33 protein-coding genes are annotated in these 20,985 nt (G+C 32.4%); 18 read left to right on the forward strand and 15 right to left on the reverse strand.

The features are described 5' to 3' along the window. The first annotated feature begins 138 nt into the window (after window positions 1–138). Both ACQY22_RS08635 and ACQY22_RS08640 read left to right on the forward strand, forming a co-directional pair. Complete coding sequence (locus ACQY22_RS08635) at window positions 139–1,956, forward strand: potassium transporter TrkG (protein ID WP_428324284.1); 1,818 nt, start codon at window positions 139–141, stop codon at window positions 1,954–1,956. 36 nt (window positions 1,957–1,992) lie between these two features. Next, complete coding sequence (locus ACQY22_RS08640; RefSeq protein ID WP_428324285.1) at window positions 1,993–2,805, forward strand: hypothetical protein; 813 nt, start codon at window positions 1,993–1,995, stop codon at window positions 2,803–2,805. Window positions 2,806–2,815: 10 nt separating this feature from the next. Here ACQY22_RS08640 and ACQY22_RS08645 read toward each other — a convergent pair whose 3' ends face one another. After that, a complete protein-coding gene (locus ACQY22_RS08645) occupies window positions 2,816–3,079 on the reverse strand; it encodes a hypothetical protein (RefSeq protein ID WP_428324286.1) in 264 nt (87 codons plus the stop codon). 74 nt (window positions 3,080–3,153) lie between these two features. Between ACQY22_RS08645 and ACQY22_RS08650 the strand changes: the two genes are divergently transcribed. Continuing rightward, window positions 3,154–3,387, forward strand: a complete 234-nt coding sequence (locus tag ACQY22_RS08650) for a hypothetical protein (protein ID WP_428324287.1) — start codon at window positions 3,154–3,156, stop codon at window positions 3,385–3,387. Between the two features lie 9 nt (window positions 3,388–3,396). Further along, window positions 3,397–3,963, forward strand: a complete 567-nt coding sequence (locus ACQY22_RS08655; RefSeq protein WP_428324288.1) for a hypothetical protein — start codon at window positions 3,397–3,399, stop codon at window positions 3,961–3,963. Here the strand turns inward: ACQY22_RS08655 and ACQY22_RS08660 are convergent. Next, window positions 3,956–4,231: a DUF5615 family PIN-like protein gene (locus tag ACQY22_RS08660; protein WP_428324289.1), complete on the reverse strand. Its 276-nt coding sequence runs from the start codon at window positions 4,229–4,231 to the stop codon at window positions 3,956–3,958. The two genes, ACQY22_RS08655 and ACQY22_RS08660, sit on opposite strands and share 8 nt — an antisense overlap. A gap of 194 nt (window positions 4,232–4,425) precedes the next feature. Next, window positions 4,426–4,602: a DUF1059 domain-containing protein gene (locus ACQY22_RS08665; protein ID WP_428324290.1), complete on the reverse strand. Its 177-nt coding sequence runs from the start codon at window positions 4,600–4,602 to the stop codon at window positions 4,426–4,428. 83 nt (window positions 4,603–4,685) lie between these two features. Here ACQY22_RS08665 and ACQY22_RS08670 point away from each other — a divergent pair, with 83 nt between their 5' ends. Together ACQY22_RS08670 and ACQY22_RS08675 are read left to right on the forward strand one after the other, a co-directional pair. Then, complete coding sequence (locus ACQY22_RS08670; RefSeq protein ID WP_428324291.1) at window positions 4,686–4,958, forward strand: hypothetical protein; 273 nt, start codon at window positions 4,686–4,688, stop codon at window positions 4,956–4,958. A 2-nt stretch (window positions 4,959–4,960) separates the two neighbouring features. Further along, window positions 4,961–5,167 carry a hypothetical protein gene (locus ACQY22_RS08675; RefSeq protein ID WP_428324292.1) on the forward strand — a complete coding sequence of 69 codons (207 nt, stop codon included), beginning with the start codon at window positions 4,961–4,963 and terminating at the stop codon, window positions 5,165–5,167. Here ACQY22_RS08675 and ACQY22_RS08680 read toward each other — a convergent pair. After that, on the reverse strand, window positions 5,153–5,509 hold the full coding sequence (locus tag ACQY22_RS08680; protein WP_428324293.1) for a hypothetical protein: 357 nt from the start codon (window positions 5,507–5,509) through the stop codon (window positions 5,153–5,155). The genes ACQY22_RS08675 and ACQY22_RS08680 overlap by 15 nt on opposite strands. Window positions 5,510–5,538: 29 nt before the next feature. Next, the gene (locus ACQY22_RS08685) at window positions 5,539–5,916 is read right to left on the reverse strand and encodes a DUF6659 family protein (RefSeq protein ID WP_428324294.1); all 378 of its coding nucleotides are present in this window, start codon (window positions 5,914–5,916) and stop codon (window positions 5,539–5,541) included. A gap of 94 nt (window positions 5,917–6,010) precedes the next feature. Between ACQY22_RS08685 and ACQY22_RS08690 the strand changes: the two genes are divergently transcribed. After that, a complete protein-coding gene (locus ACQY22_RS08690) occupies window positions 6,011–6,628 on the forward strand; it encodes an O-methyltransferase (protein ID WP_428324295.1) in 618 nt (205 codons plus the stop codon). Here ACQY22_RS08690 and ACQY22_RS08695 read toward each other — a convergent pair. Continuing rightward, window positions 6,620–8,107, reverse strand: a complete 1,488-nt coding sequence (locus ACQY22_RS08695) for a hypothetical protein (protein WP_428324296.1) — start codon at window positions 8,105–8,107, stop codon at window positions 6,620–6,622. The genes ACQY22_RS08690 and ACQY22_RS08695 overlap by 9 nt on opposite strands. Before the next feature lie 112 nt (window positions 8,108–8,219). Between ACQY22_RS08695 and ACQY22_RS08700 the strand changes: the two genes are divergently transcribed. After that, on the forward strand, window positions 8,220–8,450 hold the full coding sequence (locus tag ACQY22_RS08700) for a hypothetical protein (protein WP_428324297.1): 231 nt from the start codon (window positions 8,220–8,222) through the stop codon (window positions 8,448–8,450). A 76-nt stretch (window positions 8,451–8,526) separates the two neighbouring features. Further along, window positions 8,527–8,952 carry a hypothetical protein gene (locus ACQY22_RS08705; RefSeq protein ID WP_428324298.1) on the forward strand — a complete coding sequence of 142 codons (426 nt, stop codon included), beginning with the start codon at window positions 8,527–8,529 and terminating at the stop codon, window positions 8,950–8,952. 3 nt (window positions 8,953–8,955) lie between these two features. Here ACQY22_RS08705 and ACQY22_RS08710 read toward each other — a convergent pair whose 3' ends face one another. Genes ACQY22_RS08710 through ACQY22_RS08720 form a run of 3 tightly spaced genes read right to left on the reverse strand, consistent with a single transcriptional unit; the run spans window position 8,956 to window position 10,073 of the window. Next, window positions 8,956–9,186 (reverse strand): hypothetical protein, encoded by a 231-nt coding sequence (locus ACQY22_RS08710; RefSeq protein ID WP_428324299.1) that lies wholly within the window; start codon window positions 9,184–9,186, stop codon window positions 8,956–8,958. 34 nt (window positions 9,187–9,220) lie between these two features. Then, window positions 9,221–9,451, reverse strand: coding sequence for a hypothetical protein (locus ACQY22_RS08715; RefSeq protein ID WP_428324300.1), 231 nt, complete (start codon window positions 9,449–9,451; stop codon window positions 9,221–9,223). Between the two features lie 43 nt (window positions 9,452–9,494). Then, entirely contained in the window at window positions 9,495–10,073 is a 579-nt protein-coding gene (locus ACQY22_RS08720; RefSeq protein ID WP_428324301.1) for a hypothetical protein, read from the reverse strand. Between the two features lie 162 nt (window positions 10,074–10,235). On the opposite strand from ACQY22_RS08720, the gene ACQY22_RS08725 reads away from it, so the two are divergent. Further along, window positions 10,236–10,748, forward strand: a complete 513-nt coding sequence (locus ACQY22_RS08725; RefSeq protein ID WP_428324302.1) for a hypothetical protein — start codon at window positions 10,236–10,238, stop codon at window positions 10,746–10,748. 76 nt (window positions 10,749–10,824) lie between these two features. Here the strand turns inward: ACQY22_RS08725 and ACQY22_RS08730 are convergent, their stop codons facing one another. Next, on the reverse strand, window positions 10,825–13,017 hold the full coding sequence (locus ACQY22_RS08730) for an elongation factor EF-2 (RefSeq protein WP_428324303.1): 2,193 nt from the start codon (window positions 13,015–13,017) through the stop codon (window positions 10,825–10,827). Window positions 13,018–13,066: 49 nt separating this feature from the next. Next, on the reverse strand, window positions 13,067–13,972 hold the full coding sequence (locus ACQY22_RS08735) for a sugar isomerase (protein ID WP_428324304.1): 906 nt from the start codon (window positions 13,970–13,972) through the stop codon (window positions 13,067–13,069). A gap of 85 nt (window positions 13,973–14,057) precedes the next feature. On the opposite strand from ACQY22_RS08735, the gene ACQY22_RS08740 reads away from it, so the two are divergent. The 4 genes from ACQY22_RS08740 to ACQY22_RS08755 all read left to right on the forward strand — a co-directional run bounded on the left by ACQY22_RS08740 (window position 14,058) and on the right by ACQY22_RS08755 (window position 15,929). After that, window positions 14,058–14,885 (forward strand): MqnA/MqnD/SBP family protein, encoded by an 828-nt coding sequence (locus tag ACQY22_RS08740; protein WP_428324305.1) that lies wholly within the window; start codon window positions 14,058–14,060, stop codon window positions 14,883–14,885. A 26-nt stretch (window positions 14,886–14,911) separates the two neighbouring features. Then, window positions 14,912–15,202: a hypothetical protein gene (locus ACQY22_RS08745; RefSeq protein WP_428324306.1), complete on the forward strand. Its 291-nt coding sequence runs from the start codon at window positions 14,912–14,914 to the stop codon at window positions 15,200–15,202. A gap of 111 nt (window positions 15,203–15,313) precedes the next feature. Beyond that, the gene (locus ACQY22_RS08750; RefSeq protein ID WP_428325543.1) at window positions 15,314–15,586 is read left to right on the forward strand and encodes a hypothetical protein; all 273 of its coding nucleotides are present in this window, start codon (window positions 15,314–15,316) and stop codon (window positions 15,584–15,586) included. 37 nt (window positions 15,587–15,623) lie between these two features. Beyond that, on the forward strand, window positions 15,624–15,929 hold the full coding sequence (locus ACQY22_RS08755) for an MTH1187 family thiamine-binding protein (protein WP_428324307.1): 306 nt from the start codon (window positions 15,624–15,626) through the stop codon (window positions 15,927–15,929). Here the strand turns inward: ACQY22_RS08755 and ACQY22_RS08760 are convergent. Further along, the gene (locus ACQY22_RS08760) at window positions 15,926–17,023 is read right to left on the reverse strand and encodes a radical SAM protein (RefSeq protein ID WP_428324308.1); all 1,098 of its coding nucleotides are present in this window, start codon (window positions 17,021–17,023) and stop codon (window positions 15,926–15,928) included. The genes ACQY22_RS08755 and ACQY22_RS08760 overlap by 4 nt on opposite strands. Before the next feature lie 77 nt (window positions 17,024–17,100). On the opposite strand from ACQY22_RS08760, the gene ACQY22_RS08765 reads away from it, so the two are divergent. Further along, window positions 17,101–17,274, forward strand: a complete 174-nt coding sequence (locus tag ACQY22_RS08765; protein WP_428324309.1) for a hypothetical protein — start codon at window positions 17,101–17,103, stop codon at window positions 17,272–17,274. Here ACQY22_RS08765 and ACQY22_RS08770 read toward each other — a convergent pair. Together ACQY22_RS08770 and ACQY22_RS08775 are read right to left on the reverse strand one after the other, a co-directional pair. Then, the gene (locus tag ACQY22_RS08770) at window positions 17,261–17,755 is read right to left on the reverse strand and encodes a tetratricopeptide repeat protein (RefSeq protein WP_428324310.1); all 495 of its coding nucleotides are present in this window, start codon (window positions 17,753–17,755) and stop codon (window positions 17,261–17,263) included. The two genes, ACQY22_RS08765 and ACQY22_RS08770, sit on opposite strands and share 14 nt — an antisense overlap. Window positions 17,756–17,809: 54 nt before the next feature. After that, window positions 17,810–18,037 carry a tetratricopeptide repeat protein gene (locus ACQY22_RS08775; RefSeq protein WP_428324311.1) on the reverse strand — a complete coding sequence of 76 codons (228 nt, stop codon included), beginning with the start codon at window positions 18,035–18,037 and terminating at the stop codon, window positions 17,810–17,812. Between the two features lie 123 nt (window positions 18,038–18,160). Between ACQY22_RS08775 and ACQY22_RS08780 the strand changes: the two genes are divergently transcribed. Together ACQY22_RS08780 and ACQY22_RS08785 are read left to right on the forward strand one after the other, a co-directional pair. Continuing rightward, a complete protein-coding gene (locus tag ACQY22_RS08780; protein WP_428324312.1) occupies window positions 18,161–18,604 on the forward strand; it encodes an Lrp/AsnC family transcriptional regulator in 444 nt (147 codons plus the stop codon). A gap of 9 nt (window positions 18,605–18,613) precedes the next feature. Then, window positions 18,614–19,162: a DnaJ domain-containing protein gene (locus tag ACQY22_RS08785; protein WP_428324313.1), complete on the forward strand. Its 549-nt coding sequence runs from the start codon at window positions 18,614–18,616 to the stop codon at window positions 19,160–19,162. Here ACQY22_RS08785 and ACQY22_RS08790 read toward each other — a convergent pair. Beyond that, on the reverse strand, window positions 19,159–19,563 hold the full coding sequence (locus tag ACQY22_RS08790; RefSeq protein WP_428324314.1) for a hypothetical protein: 405 nt from the start codon (window positions 19,561–19,563) through the stop codon (window positions 19,159–19,161). The genes ACQY22_RS08785 and ACQY22_RS08790 overlap by 4 nt on opposite strands. Before the next feature lie 102 nt (window positions 19,564–19,665). Here ACQY22_RS08790 and ACQY22_RS08795 point away from each other — a divergent pair, with 102 nt between their 5' ends. Then, the gene (locus ACQY22_RS08795) at window positions 19,666–20,979 is read left to right on the forward strand and encodes an HD domain-containing protein (protein WP_428324315.1); all 1,314 of its coding nucleotides are present in this window, start codon (window positions 19,666–19,668) and stop codon (window positions 20,977–20,979) included. Window positions 20,980–20,985: the final 6 nt, after the last annotated feature.

The raw sequence follows: 20,985 nt of genomic DNA on the forward strand, positions 1-20,985 counted from the left end.
ACTTCATGCCCAGTGCTTATAAAGATAGCAAAATTTTGAGATCAATACGGATTATTTCATCAAGGTTAATTTTTTTTAGACGATCAATGCTACAGCGTAACCCCAAATTATTTAAAATCCTTAACTAAGGGTAGCTTAATGTCAACAAACCCAGAACGTGCGGTATCATATGTGTTAAACAAATCCGTAACAGAATACATGGACAAAGATGTTTTGATTCTAAGTCAGAACACACTAACAAGAGAGGCAACTAGAATGCTACAACATTATGAAACAGACGACATCATAGTTACAAATGAAGACAGGGTACCAGTAGGGATTGTTACGGATGAAGATATTCTAAGTAAAGTAAGTGATGTTACAGTGTATGCTGAAGCTACAAAACTAAAAGACATCATGTCTACACCACTTGTTACAATTAATGAAAAATCGACATTACAAGATGCATTGCACAAAATGAGAGACAACAGTATTAGAAAATTACCAGTTTTATCAAAAAAGAATCAAGTTATTGGAATGATTTTCCAAACAACTATTGCAAATGTAATCAGAGATGCAACTGCTTCTGAACCCCGATTATTAAGTCCGCCAGTAAAAGCAGTACTTGGTAATCTAGGATTTGTTTTACAATTTGCAGGAGTCTTGTTGCTTGTTCCAGCAATCGTATCTACAATTTTAGAAGATACACTTACTGCTACAGGAATTTACCTTACAACAGTTCTGTTACTAGTCACAGGATTCTTTTTGAATTCTTATGGTGAAAAGTCTAGTCTGAATCTGCAGCAGGCGTCGATATTGGTGTTTTCTAGCCTGTTTTTGCTGTCGCTGTTTGGAACTGTGCCGTATCTGTATGTCTTCCCAAGTGAGGAAACCAATGTAGATGTGTTTGGAAATGCATTCTTTTCAAGTGCAGCAGGATTTACCACAGGAGGAATCTCTCTATTTGATACACCTGAAGAAGAATTAACTCAAAGTTTCACATTCTACCGTAGTTATACACAACTGGTAGGGGGAATGAGTTTCATTTACCTGGTAATTACTGCATTTTATCCAGAATCAAAACTACAATCAATGCGTGGTTTTATTTCTGGAAGAACATTACACATGAAAGAACTCTTTTCAACAATCACTGTAATTTTTGCAGTGTATATTGTCATTGTTGCAATGTTGTTGTATTTCTTTGGACAAGAAAATCTGCTTGATGATTTTTCATTGGCAATGAGTACACTTGCAACAGGAGGATTTGTCCCGTCATCAACTATTATCGATAACTTGGGATGGCAAGAAGAAGTAATTTTGATGGGAGCGATGATACTGGGGGCATTACCGTTTACATTCCACTATGCATTTGTAAGAAAAAAATTCCTTGCACCAAAATTAGGAAAAGAAGTTCTCACATACTTTGCAATTTTAGGTGGCGCCACAGTATTGTTTATTTCAATTAGTGGATTAGAACCATTAGAAAGTGCATTTTATTCAGTTTCTGCAAGTACTACTGCAGGACTACAACTGCAAAGTTTAGCAGGACTAGGGGGATTTGCACACGCAATTTTGATAGCACTGATGTTTATTGGCGGATGTGGATTCTCAACTGCAGGAGGACTAAAGATTTTCAGATTATTCCATCTTAAAAATTGCAGATCATTTTTTAGCAGTGTTAAAAGAAAAGAACTCTCAACTCAGACAAAAAAAGAGATCACATCAACACTAATCATCATAGCATTATTCCCAGTAATTTCAGCAATAACTGGATTACATCTTGCTGAAACTGAAGATGTATCATACCAAGACGCATTCTTTGAAGCTGCAGGCGTGATTACCACAGGGGGGTTATCAGCAGGAGTAATTGATTCAGACACGGATCCTGCAACAAAGATTGTCTTGGGATTTTTGATGATATTTGGCAGACTAGAGATAATTGCAATCATCTACATCTTTGTGCCCAGATTAAGTTAAGATAGAATTTAATCACATGGCAAAAAAAGAATCATCATGGAGCAATCAAATTCAGTTAGCAAAGGCAAGAAACTGATTGTTTTAGGATTTGTTGCAATAGCATTACTATTCATCATTTATGCAAGATACCAGGATTCAGAATTACTCACACCAAGTGCAATTGAAGCAATTCAAAGAATTGCATACATCTTTTACATTGCATTGATTGCATCATTTGGAGCAATTGCTCTTGGAATGTACAGATACCATAAAGGAAAAATAGAAAAAAACGAAAAAGATCTTTCAACAATAATTGCATTAATCACTTGGAACCAAAAATCAAGAAAAATTTTTGTTGCAACTTTTGTAGGGTATGGAATATTCTTTGCACTAGTATCAGGAACACTGGTGTATCAACCGGAAGTAACTTTCTCAATACACTATGGTGCAGAGATTCCTTCAGGATTTGTTGCACCATGTTGTGGAGAGTTGGGATATATGCCAAAAGTAATCATTTACCTTACAGAACATATTGGATTACAAGTAATTCCAATAAATCTAGTACTACAAATCATTGTATCATATCTAGTTGCATTAAACACATCAATTGCAATTAGCGCATACACATTTTCTAAACAAGGGAGTGGAATGAGTGGAGTTGGTGCAATTGTTGGTGCATTTATTGCATGTCCAACTTGTGCAGGCACATTTTTTTCATTGTTTATCGGGACTGCAAGCGGAATCGCCCTATCTCTTGCACTAGCACAATTACAGACATTACTAATTGCAGTATCAATACCAATACTACTAGCAACACCATACATTATGGCGAAAAAATTACGTAATCCAGATGGAAGTTGTAAAATCTAATTCAAAATTTTCAAGTAAACCAGTGATTGAATTTTCGTACATGGGGACGTTTATGGTTACCGATATCGTATCCGTCTCTTCTCAAAAATTTAAGAGTGAATTTGTAAAGTAATTCGTCATGATCAACTTGCTCTAAAATTTGAGACCATAGAATTCGTCCATTTTGTTCAATTTGATCTTTAAAATTTGGATTCAAAGACTCAGCAATTTCTTTACATTGTTCAAGAGTTTTGCCGTTTTTGTATGCACGAACACGTCGATCACATGAATCCATGAGATATAGTAATCTTGAAATTATTTTAATCTAATTCAGAATGCAAACAAATACCAGATAAAGAATCATCTAGCATGGGCATTGGAAGTGCTGAAGAATATGTGGATTTTTTCGTCAATCTAAACATGGGGGAAAATGTTCCTTTGATCAGTTTTGTAAATAATGAAAAAATGGTCCTAAAACAAAAATTAGAAAACAAAAACATTCCAAAAGAACCACTCAAGAAAGGAATAGAAATTCTAGAACAACTGACAAAAGAGATTAGTGAGATGGGTCAAGACAAAGTCATAGAAAAATATCAAAAATAGGAGAAAATATTGGACAAAAACTCAGAGATTATCAGAATAGAAATTATTAGAATTCTAAATGAAAATGGGAAAATCAGAGGCACCGAATTAGCAAAAAGAGTGATGGAGAAAGTTGGAAATGAAAAAACAGTGTACAGAGAAATTAGTGCCCTTGTAGAATCAGGAGATATTGAAAAAAGAGTCCACAGTAGAGCCCACATCGAATATGAATTAGTTAATTTGTATGAATCAGTAAATAATCAATTAAAGAATCTGCATAGTGAAGTCAAAACAATTTTTGAAGAAATAGAAAATTTTGACAATATCAGTAAAGCAGAAAAATTTTCATTTCATGAAAGATTGAGATCAATTATTCATTTAATTCAAATTGTTCAATCAACGGATGGCATTATGAAGTTGTTATCATTTTATCCAACATTTAGAAAAGACAAAATGTTTTCACAAATTAATAGAAAAATTGATGATTGTTGGCAAGCAATCATGACAAACATTTCACATCAGCCGGAAGACGTGTTTCTTAATGAGATTTTAGCAAATTTGAGAATATCTCATATGGATACAAAAAATGTCAACTAAAATTTTTTAGTTTTTCAATAATTACTTTGAGTATCTCTTCATCATCTAAAAGAACCAAAGGGAAGTCATTTTCTTCACTTGCTTTTCGGAATTCTTTGTCTTTTGTAACGATGATCAAATTATTTTTTTGAGCGTATTGAATTATTGAAAAATCTGAACCAAGTTTTTCTCCAGCCATGTTGAGTTTTCTTACACTTAATGCATCAAAACCATGTTCTTTAAGACGTTCATCCATACCATCCAGATTTTCATCTACAAGAATTTTCATAATATGACTAAATTTGATTTCAATATTAGTGTAAAACTATCAAGGCAAATCATGACCACATGCAGGACAAACTTTGAGTTTACAATATTCACAACCGCATTTGGGGCAGGACTTTACAGAATCCAGTGGAAATGTCATAATATTCATTACAAAATTTATTTTTAAGCTTGATTATGCTTTTCAGGCCAATTTTTCTAAGAAGGGATTACTGGAATTTTCTTTTTGACATACCTGCCCAATGTCTCAGGAGAGTATTCTATTCCATGTTCTTTTGCCATATGATTCCAATATGCAAAAACAACCTGCTCCATTTCACCCTCTACAAAATAATCACAGTCAAAACCACATTCGTCGCATCTAACATGGACCATAAAAAATTATCAAAATTGGGAAATAAAAGCAAGGGCAGTAAAAATCTGTAAATTTGTTTAAAATTTAGAAGGTTTTTGGATAATTGTTAGTAAGAAAAAATCTAGAACATCAAATACATATTTTACAAAAATCTAACCACTTTGTGGATGTAAAAGAAGAAGACAAATCAGAAGAATCAAAAAGAAATCATATCAAATACTATAGATCACTAACAAAAACAATTTCTAATATCAAAGAGGAAGAAAAACAAGAACAAGATCCGGTTATCAAGAACCATCTTGAAAAAAGAATAGATGCTATGGAAAAAGACAAGATACGAATTAAAGAAATGTTTCCAGATATAGAAGATGAGTAAAAATGCCAACGCCTACAGAAGAAAACCACAACAAACATTTGGATTTGTTACATGATTACAAAATTCACCTCGTAAAATACATTCAAGAATTAGAGAAATTAGACCAGAAATCAGAATTTGCAAAAAAATGGAATGAAACAACAATTAAAGAAAGAAAGAAAGAACTCAAAGTCATAGACAAGATATTAAAAAATTTAATCAGATTCTGAATTCTGAGTCAAATCATAAAGTAAATTACAAAAAGAATCAAGATTTTTTGGAGATACTCCGTCAAACCACGCAAGTTCAGAAGTAATACTAAATCCTTGTAATTCATGCTTTGAATTTGATTTTAGAAAGTCATTTTCATTGTGAACCATTTTTTCTAATTGTTTTTCATCATGTTTTGAGAATTTGTAATTACAAGGCATCAAATCTATTTGTACAAAATAATTTCCATGATGAGGATTAATTTTTGCCTTAATGAATGGTTTATCAAACTGTTGACAATTTCTATAATGTTTGTCATATTCAAACATCTTTGAGTCACCAAGATATTTTTGAAAAGTCATTAGGATAAAAAATCCAAGTTTGAATCGATTTAAAGACCTATAGTGAGTTTTTTAATTTTTGTAATTAATCTAATTTTGGTGTTAATTGGCATCTCAGGTTCCATTGTAAAGTAGATAATGTTTCTTTTTGCATAAACTACCATTTGAGATACTTTTTCTCTTTCAACATGGACATATCTGACTTTACCTAATGATCTATCAAATTCCTTTCTCATAGAACGTCTTTGAGCAACTTGTTTGCAGAAATGCTCTTCTTCTTTTTGAGATTTAAGATTTGTTTTTCCTGTTTTCATAATTGCTTCTCGGATGTTTCCTTTAGAGTCAATTATGGCTGCAAATCTCATTTTAGAATCTAAATTAATGATTTTTTGAACAATTTCAAGCAGATCGACTTTCTTTGCTGCCATATATACAAGAAAAATTAGGGGCAAATATAATCTAATAAAAACAATGTAAGATCTTAGAATACTAATACATGAATGGGTATCATGAATACATAAAATGTTTAAAGAAATTTTTGAGATTCTAGAAAAATTAGAAAAACAATCATCATTAGAAAAATCAAGACAGATCACTGTTCCATCTGATGAAAGAATGTTGGCAATAACAAAAGAAACAGGCGAATTACTCAATATGATAATACGCCTAAAAAATGCAAAAAATATGCTTGAAGTTGGAATGTCAGTTGGATATTCCACAATATGGTGTGCTGAAGCAATTAGCGAGAATGGGGGCAAAATAATCACCATAGAACAAAATCAAAAAAAGATCAAAAGAGCAAAAGAGAATTTTCAGGATGCAAACGTTTCAGAACACATAACAATTCAAGAAGGATTAGCAATGCAAATTTTACGAGATTTTAGTTTGAAAGAAGAATACAAAGAGTATTTTGATTTTGTGTTAATTGATGCAGATAAAGAAAATGTTATTGAATATTTTGATATGATACTACCCATGGTATCATTAGGAGGAGTAATTATTACCGACAACATGTTGTATCCCGAAAAATATAGAGAAGATATGAAAAAATACTCATCACACATACAAGCAAATCAAAAAGTTAGAACTATAACTTCACCAATAGGAAATGGGGAAGAAATTACAATAAAATTAAGATGATTTTTTCTTTGCAGGGGTTTTTGCAGTCTTAGTTGCTGCTGCTTTTTTTATAGTTTTTTTAATAGATTTTTTGGCAGAAGTCTTTTTTGTACTCAAAGACTTGAGTTTTTTGTCTTTTTCAGAGATCTGTTTTTTTAGTTTCTGTTGTTTTTCTTTTAATTTTTGATTCTTTAGTTTGATTTGTTGTTCTGTTTTTTCACGTTTCTTTTTGAGTGATTCATAAACTTTTTCTTCTTTTTTGAGTTGTTTTGCTAAGTTTCCTTGAGATTTTAATCGTTCTTTTTCTTCTTTTGTCTTTTTGGTGATTGCTTCTTTTTCTTTAGAGATTGTGTTTATCAAAGTAAGGCGTTCTTCTTTTGCTTTTATCAAATCTACTTCTTGTGATTTTATCAGATTCTTGAGTTTTTCAGATTCTGCAAATTTTGCCTTTTCTTCATTTACTTGTGAAACGATAAACTCATAGTCTTTCTTAGTTTTTTCCAAGTCACTTTGTTTTGATTTAATTTCATTTGCAATAGAGGCTTGTTCAAGTAAGCGTGATTTTTGTTCTTCAATCATCTTTGTAAGTAAGGTTTGCTCAGTTTCAACTTGTTTTTCTATTTTCTCTTGTTCCAATTGTGCTTGAATTAGTTGACGTTTTTGTTGTGCAAGTTCTTTTGAAATTTTTGTTTTTTCTGAATCAATATTTTTAATAATGTTAGATCGTTCTTTTTTTACTTTGGCCAATTCTTCTTTCTGAGTAATAATTTCTTCAGAAAGTTTTGTTTGAAATTTAATTTTTAGACGCTCTTCTTGAATTTGTGCTTCAAGTGTTGCTTTTTCTTGAGTCACTTTTTGCTCATATTCTTTTCGATGAGATACTAGTTGTGTTAATTTTGAACGATGTGAATCAATTTCACTTGAAATCAATTTTTGTTTTTGAATCTCTTCTTCTTCTTTTTGAATATCTTTAGAAATTTTTTCAATCTCTGCAGAATCAAGGGATGTATTCCAGCCTTTTGGCATGCTTCCTCTAGATATCGGTTTTGGTTCAGGGGCAGGTTTTATTTCTGGTTGAGGTTCTGGAGGAGGCGTATTTTCTAAAGATTTTGGTTCAGAAATTGTTGCATACTCTATAGATTTTGGAGTAATGGATTCGTTTAGTTTTGATTCCAAATATGCAGCATCAGAATGATACAGAGTTTTGTTATTTGAAATCATATCAAAGATATGTTGCAGTCTTCCTGGATCACCATTTCCAGAATTGATTAGTTCTTGTATTTTTGGCAAAACATCACTGCCAGTAACAGGTTCTGACTCATCTTCAAGACTAAAAGAAGATTCTAGTTTTTGCTCAAGATAATTTTGGTCTGAATGATACAGTGGGCGATTATTTTTTAAACATTCTAAGATATGATACAGTCTTCCTGGATCACCATTTCCAGAATCAATTAGAGATTGTACATTTTCGATTGTTTGTGAAAGAGTCAATTGCGACATATCCCAGACCTTGGTTAATTTTCTCATAGTCTAGTAAAAATAACTTTTTAAAAAAAATTCACCCACGCATAAATTTTAGGTGATTTATTAATTAGAAATTCTACGCTAAATTATGAAAGCTGGAATCCTGATGTTCATCATAGGAGGAACGATGTTTTTAGTAGGATTAGTTATGTTTTATTCAATAGAGTTAGATCCAACTGAGCCCATATGGAATCATATCAAAAATATGGGCACATTTGTAGGTCTTAGTGGGATTGGAGTGACAGTAGCAGGAATCTTACTATATCTTATTAGTAGAAATCAACCACCGATTCAAGAAAATTTCGAGTATAAAGAATAATTTTCAAATATGAAAAATAATTCAAAAACAATCTGTAAGATAACTAAATTATACTACGTCAATTATGATTTTGTAAATGACTGAAAAAATATGGTTAGGAGCAATTTTTCTAAAAGATGAAGGCGGGTATGAAATTGTATTAAAATCACTAGAGCATTATCGAAAAAGATTGAGAACAATTGCACAAAGTCCAGAATTAAAAGATTCAGCTGCAATGTTTGCATCAGTTTTGAATCAACAAGCAATGAAAACAGTTCCAAAAATTGATGAAGTAGTTGAAAAAATCAAAAACAGTATTAACGATATACAAGCAGTGCGAAGTCTTAGTGATGAAATTCCGTTCTTTGAAAAAGCACTAATGTGTTATGAATCAGATATTGACAAAGCACAAAACACAGGACACGAATATTTTGTAAATCTGGTGGGAGATTTGGCAGTGGCAAAAAATGATGTCGAAATCATAAAAACGGCATTAAAGAAAATAAAAGAATTCTCAGAATAAACTCTATAATCCTTGCAAATACCAATCCAGGTATGGAGTTAATGCTTTGCATTGTTTCTTTTTTTCAGATTCATCTCCAATATCTACAATTTTCTGAATTTTTCCAGCAAGATATTCAGATGTCAAATTACTCTGAAACTGAGGCTGAATTTGCTTTAAAACATCAATGATTTCATTTGAAGATGCGTTATCAAAGTTTTCTAAGATTTTAGAAACTTGTTCGTTCAAAGACATAGACATAATTTAAACAAAGCCCATTATAATTTTTCTAGTCTAAAATATCTTCATCATCCCAAGTTAATCGGAATCTTCCAGTAACCCGGAGCATGTGAATTTTTCCACCTTTTTTGAAATGAAGTTTGTAAAATTTATGAGATGCGTCATCGATTTCTAAAGTAATATTTTCTTTTTTAGTCTGAAATATTATAGGATCATTTGAGATTTGATTCCAATCATCATCATCAAAATCCATATAGAATTTTGTGTATAGCAATCCCATGAAATAGTCTAAAATGAACCTGAATAAATAACTAAAGAATATACTATTTATCTGATGAATTTTTTGGCACAATAATTCCCAGAAAACTAATGATTGTAGGAATCAATAATTCAGAATATTTGTCATTTTGAATTATTTCATAAACTTGAAAAATTAATTGTTGAATTGTCAAATGTTCATCTCGATACAGTGTTTTCTTTGGGTTTTTGATAGAATCTAAAATTGTAAAGCCATTATCAGTTTGCAATAATCGTCTCAAAAGAGAATTTGAAGTGTTTATCTTTTCATCAACATCCTTATGAGGAAAATCTGTCTCTAATCGTTTGATTTGAATTTTTAGATCATGAAAAGAGTTGTTTGTAGTTTGTTCAATATGTTGCGCTGCTTTGTGAGTATAATTTTCAGTGATATGATAAAATTTCATATTACTTTTAGAATGAACAAAAATGATCTCTTTTTCAATAAGAGAATCACGGGTTTTCTCAAAAGTTGTTTTTGCCATAAATTTTGGAACGACTAATTTTAGTAGAGCGTTATGATGTAATTCTGGGTTTTTCTGAATATGTTCTAAAATTATTCTTTCACGCTCATGCATCATTAAGACAGGCTCAGATTGACTCATTTTATCTAGGTCAACCTATTATTAGCAGGTCAGCTATTAAAAAATTGTGATGAAAAAAATTAATTTAAATCAAGAAAGTTTGAAAAGAGAATTAAAGTTAATTTTTACTCTGAAACTGAAAAAGTTACCTCACTTTTAATATCAAAATAAACATTAATTCATATGCAAAAGATATTTTCAATTTTTCTGTTTATTGGTATTTTTTTTATTCAAATGGTTCCAGAGGCAGTATCTGAATCCGATGAATATTTAGAGCTACAAAAAATCTATAACGAACAAAGATGGAATCTTGAAAAAGAATTCAAGGTAAAATTTACAGATTCCAGTGACAAATTCCAAAAAGATAAACAAGCAGTGTATGACAAACAAAAATCAGATCCTACATTAACTACACAACAAATTAATCAAATGTTACAAAATGTATTTACAGGTTTTGTAGAACGTCAAGATGATATCAAGACAGAATATGAAACAGAAGTAAATGCATTGAATCAAATGTTTGAGATAAAATTTGAACAGTTTGGAAACTCGATGCCTTTATGGGTTGAAAAGGTAATGGAACTCTGGAGTAATGGACAAATCTCTGACTCGGAATTTGTCAATTTTTTGTCCTATGTAATTAACAATGACATTATCAAACTGGAGCAATGGGTGTTTTCAAAATATAACGATTAGTTATACCAAATAATCTATTCTGAAAAACTTTCTAGTGTACCGTCTAAAATCATTCCCAAAAGGGGGCATTCTATTTTTACTCTTTATCGATGAATTCGTTTGCACCTGGAGGATCTGGTGCAAGTCCTTTTCTCTTTCTAATATCAGCAACAGCTGTTGCCAACATTGACTTTGGAACTTCGGTCCATTCTTTGAATGAAGTATTCCATGTTGCACGTCCTGCTGTTTGACCTCTCATCTCTTCAGACAAGGTAAAGGTTTCAGAAGCTGGAATTTCACCAGTAACAATGCTTGATGCGCCTTTTTGAGACATGTCCAAAACTTTACCACGTTTTCCAGAAAGAACTGTTGCAACATTTCCAACTAGATCAGTTGGAACACGTACTTCAATAGCTAAAGTTGGTTCCAAGACAGCTGTTCCTGCAGTTAGTAATGCACCCATGCATGCTCTACGAGATGCAGGACCTAATTGAGACAAACCTCTGTGTGCAGTATCCTCGTGAGGAACAAAGTGAGTAAATATGAACTTACAATCCCTCATCTGTTCTTTACAAAGAGGGCCTTCTTTCATTACTTCATCAAATCCAGAATTAATAGAATCAGTTGATTCTTGTACAAATTGAACACCTTTTGTTCCGTTAATCAAAACATTACCACGAGAATCAAATTTCATAACTCTCTTAATTGTATCAGTATCCCATCCTGCACCTTTGAGTAAATCAGAAACTACTTTCTTGTCTTTCATATCACTGATTTCACCAGTTCTAAGCATATGTGCAATTTCTGGCTCTAAAGGTTCAACTTTCATGAAAATTTTGTTGTGTCTGTTTGGGGATTTTGCCATGATTGGCTCACATCCAGCTTTTACAGTTTCTCTATAGTTAATCAAAGGTTCTGAGGTGACAATTTCACATTTTGCATCCTGAATTCTATGTGTTGCAACATCCAAGTGTAAAACACCCATTCCTGCAACAATAGTTTCACCACTTTCCTCATCTATTTTTACAATAAGGTTTGGGTCTTCAATTGTAAGTTGTCTTAAAATTTCAACGAGTTTAGGTAAATCTTTAGGATGTTTTGGTTCAATTGCAACTTGAACTACGGGTTCTGAAACATATTTGACACCTTCAAACATTGGAATGTCTTTAACAGTAGATAATGTGTTACCTGCTCTAGCTTCAGTTAATCCTAATAGTGCAGGAATGTTTCCAGCTCCAAGTTCTCCAACTTGTTCTCTTTGGTTTCCCATGAAAAAGTTTACAGATTGAACTCTTCCTTCACGTTTTTCATCTATGATTTGAATGGATTGGCCATCTTTGATAGTTCCAGAGAACAGCCTTCCAATTGCAACAGGGCCTGCTGCAGGATCTAATACCATGTTTACAATCATCATAATTGTTGGGCCACTGTCATCACAAGCAAGTAATGCCTTTCCAACATCTGAATCCAAATCACCTTTCCAAATTTGTGGAATTCTGTATTTTACGGCTTCAGCAGGTGCAGGATGATGTTTTACAACCATTCCAAGTACTGCATCAGCTAGTGGTGCTTTCTCAACAAGGTCAGCGACCTTTTCATTTTCATATGCGTCAATAACATCTTTGAATGTAATTCCTCTCTCTTTCATCAAATCAACATTGATTGCCCACCTGTCTTTTGCAGAGCCAAATGTTACACTAGCATCTTGAATTGAAACTTTCCATTTTTCTTTGTATTCAGGTTCAGCATAAGTGTCAATTAATTGGTTAAAGTTTGAAACAACTTCTGCAAGTTGTGCTTGCATTTTTTCAGGGGTTAAACGTAATTCTTTGATGAGTCTATCTACTTTATTGATAAACAATACAGGTTTTACTCTCTCTTCAAGTGCCATTCTAGTTACAGTTTCAGTCTGAGTCATGATACCTTCAACTGCATCACATACAACTACTGCACCATCAATTGCTCTAAGACTACGAATTACCCTTCCACTAAAGTCAACGTGTCCAGGGGTATCAATCATGTTAATGACATATTCTTTGTCTTTTTGTTGGAAAAGTAAAGTAACATTTGCTTGATAAATTGTGATTCCTCTTTGTTGTTCTTCTTTATCAAAGTCCATGGCAAGTGCTTTACCAGCGGCTGATGGAGCAATGATTCCAGAATAAGCTAAAAGGCTGTCACTCATGGTAGTTTTTCCATGGTCAACATGTGCAATTACACCAAAGTTTCGGATCTGATCCTTATTTTTGATAATTTTCATAACATCGCTTGTTGACTTGAATTTTACCATATTCGCAAACCCTAGGATTCAGCTATTAAATCTTAGCCTTACAAAAAGATCAATAGATCATTTGATTACTTACATCACGAATCTTTTTTGAAGTAACAAAATGGCAGTCTTTCTTGTGTTTCTTTTTTGCCTCATTTAGTGCAAGAAATTCGGAGAAAAATGTACAATACAATATCTGAGAAATCTTTCCAGATGGCATATTAGGATGAATTACATTAATGCCAACTTTGGCAAGGTTTTTGGCAAGTTGCCTGTTGTGAGTGTTTTTTTCTTCAAATATTATCACAGTATCATCTCTATTTGCAGAAAATAACTCCATGTGAGAGAATTGTTCTATTCTACAATAATGAACATCATAGCCCAGCACCTCATAGAATTTTGCTGCACAAAACATGGCAAGAGGAAATGTCAAGAGGTTGCCTAGAACATAGATCTTTTTTGAGATTTTGGCTTTTTTAGCATCAAGCTTTGCTTTTTTGAATATTCCATCAGGTTTTGGAATAGAAAGGAGTTTGACAAGCGAGATGCAAGTAAGGGCACTTTCCAAAAATGTGATGCTTCCTGCGGTAAATACATGGTTGGTTGGAGCATCTAGTAAAATTACATCATCAGATGCTTTTGCCAGTCTGCTATCTAATTTTGAAGTAATCGCGATGGATTTTTTTGCTGTTTTTGCAACTTTGATGTTTGTAATGGTATTTCCTGAGATTGAAACAAAGTAGACTCGTTTTGATTTTACCAAATGTTTGGTTTTGTACAAATCTAAAGGATCCATTGCACGTATTGCCCCTTCTGAAAAAGATTCAGCAAGCATTGAGGAGATCAGTGAATCACCACTGCCAGTAAAAAGAGTATTTTTTTGAAGAGGTTTTGTAATTGGTTTTTGTTTTTTAAAGGATTTTAAAAAATCAACTTGCAGATGAATGTCTTTCTCAAATGCATTAATGGTATTCATGAGTTTGAATGTATTTTTGGCATATATTAGAAAATCTGTTCAAAACATGTTTTGATTTTTATTACGATTGTCTTAGGAGAAAAACATGGAAATTTCAGTAGGCCATACTCCTGATTCAGATGATGCATTCATGTTTTATGGAATGTTTACAGGAAAAGTTCCATCACCAGATTTCAAAGTAAACCACATTATTGAAGATATTGAGAAATTAAATCGTAAAGCTACTGATCCAGAATTAGACGTAACAGCAGTTTCAGTTCATGCATGTGCATACATTCCAGGATATACAATATTGCGTAGTGGGGGAAGTTTTGGAATCGGATATGGTCCAATTGTTACTGCAAAAGAGCAGATGAGTATCGATGAGATAAAAAAATCTAAAATTGCAATTCCAGGAAAAATGACTTCAGCATTTTTGTTGCTTCAATTAATGATTGGAAAGTTTGATTATGTTGAAATGAATTTTAGTGATATTCCAGAGGCAGTAAAATCAGGCAAAGTTGATGCAGGACTAGTTATTCACGAGACACAGTTATCCTATGAACAAGAAGGAAATGTCAAAATCCTAGATGTTGGAGAATGGTGGGATAAAACAACAAACGGATTACCAGTCCCACTTGGAATTAATGTTATGAAAACTGATTTGGGGATGGAGACAATCCACAAATTTGACAAATATCTTCAAACATCAATAGAATACGGACTAGACAATCTAGAAGATGCAATAGAGTATGCAATGCAATACTCAAGAGGAAAGCCAAGAGACTTGATTGAAAAATTTGTCAAAATGTATGTGAATAAAGTAACTGTCAACATGGGAGACCCTGGAGAAGAATCAATTAGAAAATTATTTGAGATGGCAAAAGAAAAAGAACTTGTACCAGACTTTGAGTTAAGTATAGCCATCAAGTAATTATAGAACAAAAATAGAAAATAATCATGGGAGATGGTATTGGTGGTGCAGTGATCAATATTCTTACAAACAATGCATTTGAATTATTGATTAGTCATACTAGAAAAGACAATCAAGAAGAGTATGGGAAAGTTGAAAAAATCATTATGAGTAAGATTGACGATCCTGATCAACCACAATATGAAGAAAAAACAAAAGAAGACTTGGAAAGAGCTCTAAAAGGAAAATTTGTTTCGTGTAACGTACAATACAGAGATAAAAAAACAGATGCACTCATTTGTAATGTATTTGTGCAAAAGCCACCAGAAGGATTTTAGAAATTTTCAGATAACAATACAATATATCGTTAAAACATGCCTACAAGAATAAAATTAAGAGTTCAGTATCCAATTCCTAAATATATGATAGATTCAAAATAATATTAGTTGGTGCTAATAGATAAGAAAATTTTTGCAGGAGGCATTGCCATGATTGTGGTAGGCGTGATAATTGGCGTCACAACAGGTGAAGGACCGACAGGCCATGCAAATATGACTGAAGAGGAGATTATCGATTTAATGGTGGCTGAAGATGAAAATCAAGCATTACAATTATTGTATGGATTGTTAATTGGTGTAGGGTTTTTACTAGTTTTGATAAGCTTTGGAGCAAGACGTAGAAAAGGCAGCACTAAAAAAACACAAAAAAAACCTGCGGAATAGTTCAAGATTTTTTTAGATCAAAAAATAAAGAAAAGAAATGATTCATGCAGAAATTAGCATTTATCCAATGGCAACAAAAACTACCAGTGCAAGTTTTTACATTGCAAAAACAATAGAGTCAATTCAAAAAATTGAGAATCTAAAATATGAAATTAATCCAATGGGGACCATTCTAGAATCAAATGACATGGATGTAATCAATAAGGCTACAAAGCGAATGACTGAAACTGTGCATAATCTAGGAATTGACAGAGTGGAAGTAATAATAAAAATTGATTCAAGAAAAGACAAACAACAAAGTGGAAAAGAAAAACTAGAGTCTATTAAAAAACATCTAAATTAAAAATTCTTTAAAATTCCAAAATGAGTATTTCGTTGTGCAGGTGCACGTCCTATTTCTTTTACCATAGTTGCAAGTTCATCTACTGAAGAACTAGTTGCTTTTCCTGCAGCACGGTAAATTTCTTCAGAAAAGGCAGTACCAACCAAGTCACTACCTCCATTAGATAATGCAACTTGAGCTAGTTTCTTGCCATATGCAACCCAATAAACAGAGATGTTGTTCAAATAATTTGCAAGCATTAAACGAGACAATGCAATAACTCTCAAGTCATACACAGAAGAACATTCATTGTTTACCAAATGTTCTTGTTCTAGTTCAGTATTATCAAGGCTGAATTTAAGAGGAATAAGTGTGATGAAGCCATTTGTTTTCTTTTGTAAATCGCGAATTTTGATAAGATGATCAACAATGTGTTCAGGTTTTTCTATATGGCCATAAAGCATAGTTACATTGCTTTTAATATCCATGTTGTGTGCCTCTTCAATTACATCTAACCATTCTTGTCCAGTACATTTTCCTCGAACAATTTGTTTTCTAATTTCTGGATGAAACAATTCCGCGCCACCACCAGGCATAGAATCAAGTCCTGCATCTTTGAGACGAGATAAAATTTCCTTTGTAGAATTTTTTGTAAGTTTTGACAAATAGAAAATTTCTGCAGCTGTTAATGCTTTGATGTTTAATTGAGGGTGATTCTTTTTGATTGTTCTCATCATGTCTTCATAATATTCTAGAGGTAGTTTTGGATGAAACCCTCCAACAATATGGACTTCAGTGGCACCCATTTGTTTTGCAATTCCAACTCTTTGCTCAATTTCTTGAGGAGTTAGTGTGTAAGCATCATCGGCACCATCTTTTCTGTAAAATGCACACATTTGACAACTTGCAGCACAGACATTAGTGTAATTCATGTAATAAGATGCTGCAAAAGTAACAGTATCTCCAACTAACTCTTTTCTTCGAGCATCAGCTACTGCACCAAGTAAATGCAAATTATCATAATTCATTAACTCTAAACCATCTTTGTAAGACAAATCTTCGCCTGCAATTGCCCGATCTAATGCCTGAGAATCACCTGCTAATTGCTCTAACATGCAATAAAACAACATCATCATGATATATTCCTTAGTTAGGCTCAAGAAATAAGTAGGCAAATAAAAATATCAGAATAATGGTACTTCCTCTAGTAGACGAACACAAGCCAAAATGTTATCTGTGTCACGAAGGATTTGAAAATTTGGATGATCTTAGAGAACATCAAAATTCAAAACACAAGGAGTTTTTTGAATCACATGAAAAGGAGACAAACAGAGACCCTGCACCAGGCGATGTTACTGTGTTTTAATTTTAGTTTCATTAATTGATTTTAGTAAATCTTGAGCAATGTCTTTTGAAATACTTGCCAGATCAAATTCTTTGTCAATAGATAATGCTTTTTTAAAATGTTTTAATGCATCTTGAAGTTTTCCAGTTTCGCCCAAAGATAATCCCTTGTAGGCCAATGCCATTGCACATTTTTTATCAACTTTTAAAACTGCATCATAACAGTCCATTGCTTCATCATATTTTTGAGCAGAATGTAATGCAGTTCCTTTGTTTAGTAATGCATCAATGTTTTGAGGGGAAATCAGTAATGCTTTGTTGTATGTTTTGATTGCAAGTTTTATTCTACCCATGTTTTGGAGAGTTACGCCCTTGTCAATGAGCGCCCCAATGTTTGAGGGTTCATGTTTTAACACAAGATCATAAAGACTAAGAGCATCATGAAAGTCACCTTCTTCAATACATTCATAGGCTTCTGCCAACATACGATCTACATCATTCAATATACCAGATAATATTTTGTTAATAATATAGATTCACTATTTGTCAACACTAGATCAAGAAGAATATCTATCTCGAGGATCAATTTTCAGAGATTTGTTAAAGCAATCCATTGCTTCTTCATATCGACCAAGACTTCGTAATGTGATACCCTTGTAATTCCACAAATCAGGATCATCTTGATTCAAAAGAAGGGCTTGCTCAAAAAATCCAAGTGCGTCATCAAATTTTCCATCCTCTAAGAGAATTTTACCTTGAGATACAAGTTCTTGAATTTTTTCCATAAATGATGTGATTTTGTATTTGTATTAAATTTGAAAAATCAGAGAATTGGGTGAGCCTGACAAATTAAACAAATTTACAGTAAATTAATGAAAATTTAAATAAATTTTTCCAGTACAAAGTATGTGAATTTAGATAAAACAGATGAAAAAATTCTCAGAAACTTGATGGTAGATGCACGACTATCAGCAAGGCAACTTGCACTAAAACTAGGAATGTCCACAGTTACAGTTCTATCAAGAATCAAAAAAATGGAAAAAGAGAAGATCATTAACGGTTATTCTGCAATAATTGATCATGAAAAGTTGGGATACTCACTTACTGCAATAATTGAAATCATTGCAAAGAACGATAAAGTTGTAGATGTTGAAGAAGAAATATCAAAATTTGAAAATGTTTGTGGAGTGTACGATATTACGGGTTCGACAGATACAATAATCATTGCAAAATTTAAAGAAAGAAACGAGTTAAGCAAATTTGTCAAAGAATTAGCATCCATCCCCAATGTTGAAAACACCATTACACATGTAGTATTAAATACTGCAAAAGAAGATTTCAGATTATCATAGTGAAAAACATTGAAGATTACTAGTATTTTTCTAATTTCATTAGTTTTACTTTTGGTTCAAACATCATATGGACAAGAAAAAGAATTAGATATGGAATTAGAAGTATCAGATGAAGAAAAAATTATCATATTTGGAGGATTCTCCATAGCAGTAATTGGATTGTTTCTATTTTTGGCAAGAGACATCATTCTTAGAAGAAAAACAGCATATGATAAAGAAGAATTAGAATCAAAAAAAGACAAAACAAACGAAAAATATCACTCAGATTGGGGGGATGATTACGAAGAAATTGGAACCCGAAAAAACACTGCCAAAGATAAAGAATTCAGAGAAGCTGCACGAAATGATGAACTACCAAATTATTATGAGATTTTAAAAGTTCCAAGAGATGCGACACAAGAAGAAATAAAGAAAAGTTTCAGGGAACTTGCAAAAAAGACACATCCAGATAAAACAAAGAAAGATTCAGAAGAAGAGATGTCAAAATTAAACAAAGCATATGAGATTCTGTCTGAGGAAGAGAGTAGAGAAAGATACGACAAGTATTTTGTGGATTAGACAGATTCCAGCCTTACAATAATCATACTAAGTTCTATAGAATCAGGAGTTTGTACACTGTTTGTAAGATTTGTATGGATTTCTAGATTTTTTACACCATTTTCAAGAGTAATAGAAGAGGTTATCTTCAGTTCGCCAAATTCAGTATTTGGCCCAAGCATTTTCTTTGTAAGCAGAGGAACAATTGAAAGATCGTCAACAGTTCCTTTCATTTTGTATGCAAATTTATCTGAAAAATATACTCCTCCACGAGTTGTGGGCTCATTTACAGGAATAGAAGAATGTGAAATTTGAACATGGGTCAAAGTATACAAATTATCTTTTAGATGGAGTGCAAATTCTAATGAGTCTGATTCAGAAAAATCAATTAATGATTTTAAGAGATTATTATCTACAGTCATTTAAAAACAAAAAAATTACAATTCTATTGAATCTTTCTACATAAGGAAACAACTGTTTGAATTTCAGATCAACTTTAAAAAGAAGAAAAAGATCGTTTGGATATGCAGTTATTTGCAAATACCCAAGTTATGAGAAACAATATTTTGGATTTGCTAATAGAAAATCAATTAGAAGATGATTGCTATGTTGAAATGTTAGATTACACTATTGATTTGTTTGAGAGTAGAGGATTAGGGAGAGATTATTATGGATATCATAACATCAATCATGAATTAGAAGTAACATATTTTTCATTGTTAGCTTCAAAACAAGAAAAAATAAAATTCACACATGAAGATGTCAAATATCTATATGTTGCAGCGTTGTTTCATGATTTTGATCCAGAAAAAAGTGTAGACAAACCACATGAAGAAAGTGTTTTAAAATTTATTGCAACTGATAGAAAGCTTAGTCAATTAATTAAAACAGCAAATATAGATTTAGAAATTATCAAAGTATTGATTTTAAGAACAACATATCCATGGATGGGAGAATTAAAAAAAAATGCAGAAGAGCAAATTAAACAATGTTTTCACAATTCAGAGTTAACAAGAAACAATGTAGAGTATCAAAAACACATCATGGATATTGGATGGTATCTTACTGTAGTAGACAGAGTTAGCGGATATGCATTAGGGGATTTTGCAAAAGCCATGGAAATGGCCAAGATGAACGCACATGCTCTTGCATGGAGACCATCATTAATTGTTAGAAGCGCAGTAGCATATTTTGAAGAATTATTAAACAAGGAAACAGAAATGGTCAAACCAGTTCTCAAAGTACTCTCAAATGAAATGAGAAAAAACTTTTTTGATACAGTTTTGTCATTTATGAGAATCAGACAACAGGAAATAACAATTCAAGCAGATTGTGCATATAAAAATCTGAAATTAGTTCCAACTATAGAATGCATGTCAACTAGAAACGAACCAGAATTCATCAACACATTACACGATATTTTGTTAGAATTACCAAGACCTCTGCAATTCTTAGACAATTTTGAGGAGTCAGTTAAAGATTCAGACACAATCATTACGACATTAAGACTAAATGATAAAAATGGAGAAATTGTAGGATACGCAAAAGGCGGATTACTAGAAAATTATAACTTGAGAGAAGAAATTAGAGATGAAAATTATGGTTTGGGCAATACGGTATTTTTGGAACCAATTGCAGTAAAAATGGGGTATTGGGGATTAAAAGGAGGAAGTGAAATGCGACACATGTTTGTAATGCAAGCACATTCTAAAAAATTCAAGTATCTTACAAGTTTTGCATTAAGAGATGTGATCAATGCAAGAATTGAAAAAGAACAAGCAGAATTTGTGGCAAAATTTGACCCAGAGCGATGGGATTATTATCGAATTAGAATTTAGATTTAT

It is taken from the genome of Candidatus Nitrosopumilus sp. (genome assembly GCF_965263415.1).
In the GTDB taxonomy this organism is placed as follows: Archaea; Thermoproteota; Nitrososphaeria; order Nitrososphaerales; family Nitrosopumilaceae; genus Nitrosopumilus.